Source organism: Mycobacterium sp. THU-M104 (genome assembly GCF_049197365.1).
Lineage (GTDB): Bacteria > Actinomycetota > Actinomycetes > Mycobacteriales > Mycobacteriaceae > Mycobacterium.
Map to the genome: position 1 here is coordinate 1 of NZ_JBMIOP010000132.1, position 3098 is coordinate 3098.

Here is a 3098-nt window from a genome sequence, read left to right on the forward strand (position 1 = left end):
CCGGATCGTGGACCTGCCCCAGATTGGATGAGAACGAACACCAGCAAACAGGACGGCGTCCTCGCACCTCGAGGCCATCCAGGGCGACCAACCAAAGCGATCCGACACCAACCGTTTAGCGAATCCTGAGTCCATGGCATCTTCCCGAAACGACCGAATGCGGGCAGATCGAATATTGAGGGTTACCGGTAACGTGCCTGAGACCGCGAGGCGACTATGACTTGTCATTCAATGGGTTTGGCCATGTATTTGGACCCGGAGCATCCCGGAGCAGGGTATGCGTGTGATCACCTGAGTTGGCCCCAGTTGGGTCGTTTTTCTGCACGAATTTTGGCTCCACCTGGGCGGTGATCCGCTGAGCGGTGGGGTCAGCGTGTCGTCATCATGGTGCGAATCTGCGTCGCGACAGCGACAACTGCCTAACGCTGATCGTCAGTAACGCGTTCGGCGCCAGCGGCTTTCAGCAGCTGGTCGCCATCCAATCGGTGACTTAACTGACACAACCCACCATCTCCCAGCGCCTCAAGGTGCTCTGCACCGCTGGATTGCTGGTCGGCGAACGGCGTGCATCGTGGTCTTACTGGATCATGAAACACACTGTGCTACAGAAATTCTCGCTGATTCCGGAAACCGCCCCAATGACACCGACGTCGATGTCGCTGCTGGTTACCGGGCCATGACGCCTCGGGCCGTCCCGAGCGCTTCCAGCGCGGGTATGCCCACCGGTTCGGTCGCAAGCAACGGCACCACCGCAACCCGATTCGTGTGCCGGCCCCTCACCTTGTCGATCTCTGGTAGTTCCGCGATGGCGCGCTGCCGGAGCAGAGGTGCGGTCGGGTTGGCGGCCGCCAGGGAGTTGTCGATCACCCAGGCCCAGGGGCGGATGCCGGCGCGTTCGAGTTCGTCCTGCAGTCCGGCCGCTTCCAGGACCGGGGTGGTCTCGGGCAGGGTGACGATGATGACTTTGGTTTGCTGCGGGTCCTGCAACCTCATCAGCGGAGTCGTGAAGTGTCGATCGCCCAGTTGCCGGGCAACCTCGCGATGGTAGGAGCCGGTGGCATCGAGGAGCAGCAGCGTGTGCCCGGTCGGGGCAGTGTCGACGACGACGAACTTGTGCAGCGATTCACCGATGACGCGTGAGAATGCCTGGAACACGGCGACTTCCTCGGTGCATGGCGAGCGAAGATCCTCGGCGAGGGTCGCTCGGCCTTCCTCATCGAGTGCGGCGCCCTTGGTGGCCAGCACATGGTCGCGGTAGTTGCGGGTCGCCTCGGCCGGGTCGATGGTCGACACCTGCAGCTTCTCGAGTGTTCCGTGGAGGGTGTCGGTGAGGTGCGCGGCGGGGTCGGTCGTGGTCAGGTGCACGTGGTGACCACGCTCGGCGAGGGCCACAGCGATCGCGGCGGCGATGGTCGTTTTCCCGACGCCGCCCTTGCCCATGCACATGATCAATCCGTGGTCCCCGGTGGCCAGTTCATCGATCAGATTCGCCAGCGGGGCGTCGATCACGTCGGGGGCCATCTCTTGTTGCACCTGCGGTACGTCCGCATCCGCGGTGAACAGCGACGCCAGGGCGTCCAGGCCGACGATGTTGGTGGGCTTGAGGTCGACGCGGTCCAGCGGCAGCGCCCGTAGTTCGTCGGGAAGCGACGCGACCGCCCGCTGTTCGCGGTCGTGGATCTCCGCAGCGAGCGGGTCGCTGTGCCCGGCAGATGCGGGCAGGACACCGTTGATCACGACGTACTGGTGGGTCAAGCCGATCGCAGCGAGTTCACGGTGCGTGCGGGTGATCTCGGCCAGCGTCGACCTTTGCGCACGGGCCACCAGCACCAGGCGGGTGCGCTGGGGATCGGCCAGCGCGGCGACTGCCCCGGCGTAGACGACGCGTTGTTTCTCCAGACCGGACAGCGGTCCCAGACAGGACGCATCGCCCTTGCCCTCGTTGAGGAAGTCAGTCCACGAGCCCGGCAATTGCAGCAGGCGGATGGTGTGCCCGGTAGGGGCGGTATCGAACAGCACATGGTCGAACTGGCCGAGTTCGCCGTCGGAATCGGTGAGCAGTGCGGTGAATTCGTTGAAGGAGGCGATCTCGGTGGTGCACGAGCCGGAGAGCTGTTCGGTGATCGACGCCACCTCCGCGTCCGGCAACAACCCGCGCACCGGGCCGACGATGCGTTCGCGGTAGGCGTCGGCGGCCTGTTCGGGGTCGATTTCCATTGCCCACAGACCCTGGATCGCGGGGATCGCGGTGATGGTGTTGCCGATCGTCAGCCCGAAGACCTGTCCGACGTTGGACGCCGGGTCGGTGCTGACCAGTAGCACCTTCTTGCCGTGGCGGGCCAGCGCGATCGCGGTGGCACATGCGATGGAGGTCTTGCCCACCCCGCCCTTGCCGGTGAAGAACAGAAATCGTGGCGGAGCGTCCAGAAACTTCATGCGAGTAGCCGGTTCTTTCAGCAGCAGTCGGTGGCGCCTGAGCTGTCGGTGCTGCAGCAACCGCCTCCGGCAGTGGTCGTCGCGGTGATATCGAGGCTGGTCGGTCCGGCCGGGCCGGGAGCCTCGACGCCTGCCCAGGCGGCGAGCTGGGCGCGGTCGGGGTAGCGCCCGGTCATCGCGGTGACTCCATCCACCAGCACCAGCGGCAGCCCGTCGGATCCGGCAACGTGCAGGAACGCTTTCACGGTGTCGCACTCGGCGAACGCGCGGGGTTCGCTTGCCAAGTTGTAGCGGGAAACGTCACCGCCGCGGCTGCGGATGTAATCCAGGTCGGCGGAGAACCTGACCAGTTGTTGGTCGACGTCTTCGCCACACACGCCCGTGGCGCAACACAATGCTGGCTCGAACACCTGAACCTTGCTCATCGAACGATCTCCTCGGTTTCCAACGGTCTTGGTCTGTGCCGGTGCTGTGGTGCGCAGCTGCTCGGCGAGCAGCCGCACCCGGGTCGCGATGTCGTCGCGGATCAGCCGCATGCGCTCGATCCCGTCGATGTCACGTGTGGACGGCTCGTCGATGTCCCAGGTTTCGAACCTGGTGCCTCCGACCGGCTCGACGTGGGCCTCGTTTCCCAGCGTGACGACGATGTCGACGTCGCCGAC

General features: G+C 64.8%; 2 protein-coding genes and 1 pseudogene. All 3 read right to left on the minus strand.

Features of this window, described 5'->3' with window-relative positions; all coding sequences use genetic code 11:
- Positions 1 to 666: 666 nt before the first annotated feature.
- Positions 667 to 2436 carry an arsenical pump-driving ATPase gene (gene arsA, locus ACOJVU_RS11595; RefSeq protein WP_421529925.1) on the minus strand — a complete coding sequence of 590 codons (1770 nt, stop codon included), beginning with the start codon at positions 2434 to 2436 and terminating at the stop codon, positions 667 to 669.
- Positions 2437 to 2453: 17 nt separating this feature from the next.
- Positions 2454 to 2861: an arsenite efflux transporter metallochaperone ArsD gene (gene arsD, locus ACOJVU_RS11600; RefSeq protein ID WP_421529926.1), complete on the minus strand. Its 408-nt coding sequence runs from the start codon at positions 2859 to 2861 to the stop codon at positions 2454 to 2456.
- 45 nt (positions 2862 to 2906) lie between these two features.
- Positions 2907 to 3098 (minus strand): annotated as a pseudogene (locus ACOJVU_RS11605) (low molecular weight phosphatase family protein); the annotation flags it as partial.

Excerpts from the sequence above, each read along its gene's own strand:
- arsA (WP_421529925.1), bottom strand. The coding sequence starts at position 2,436 with ATGAAGTTTCTGGACGCTCCGCCACGATTTCTGTTCTTCACCGGCAAG.
- arsD (WP_421529926.1), bottom strand. The coding sequence starts at position 2,861 with ATGAGCAAGGTTCAGGTGTTCGAGCCAGCATTGTGTTGCGCCACGGGC.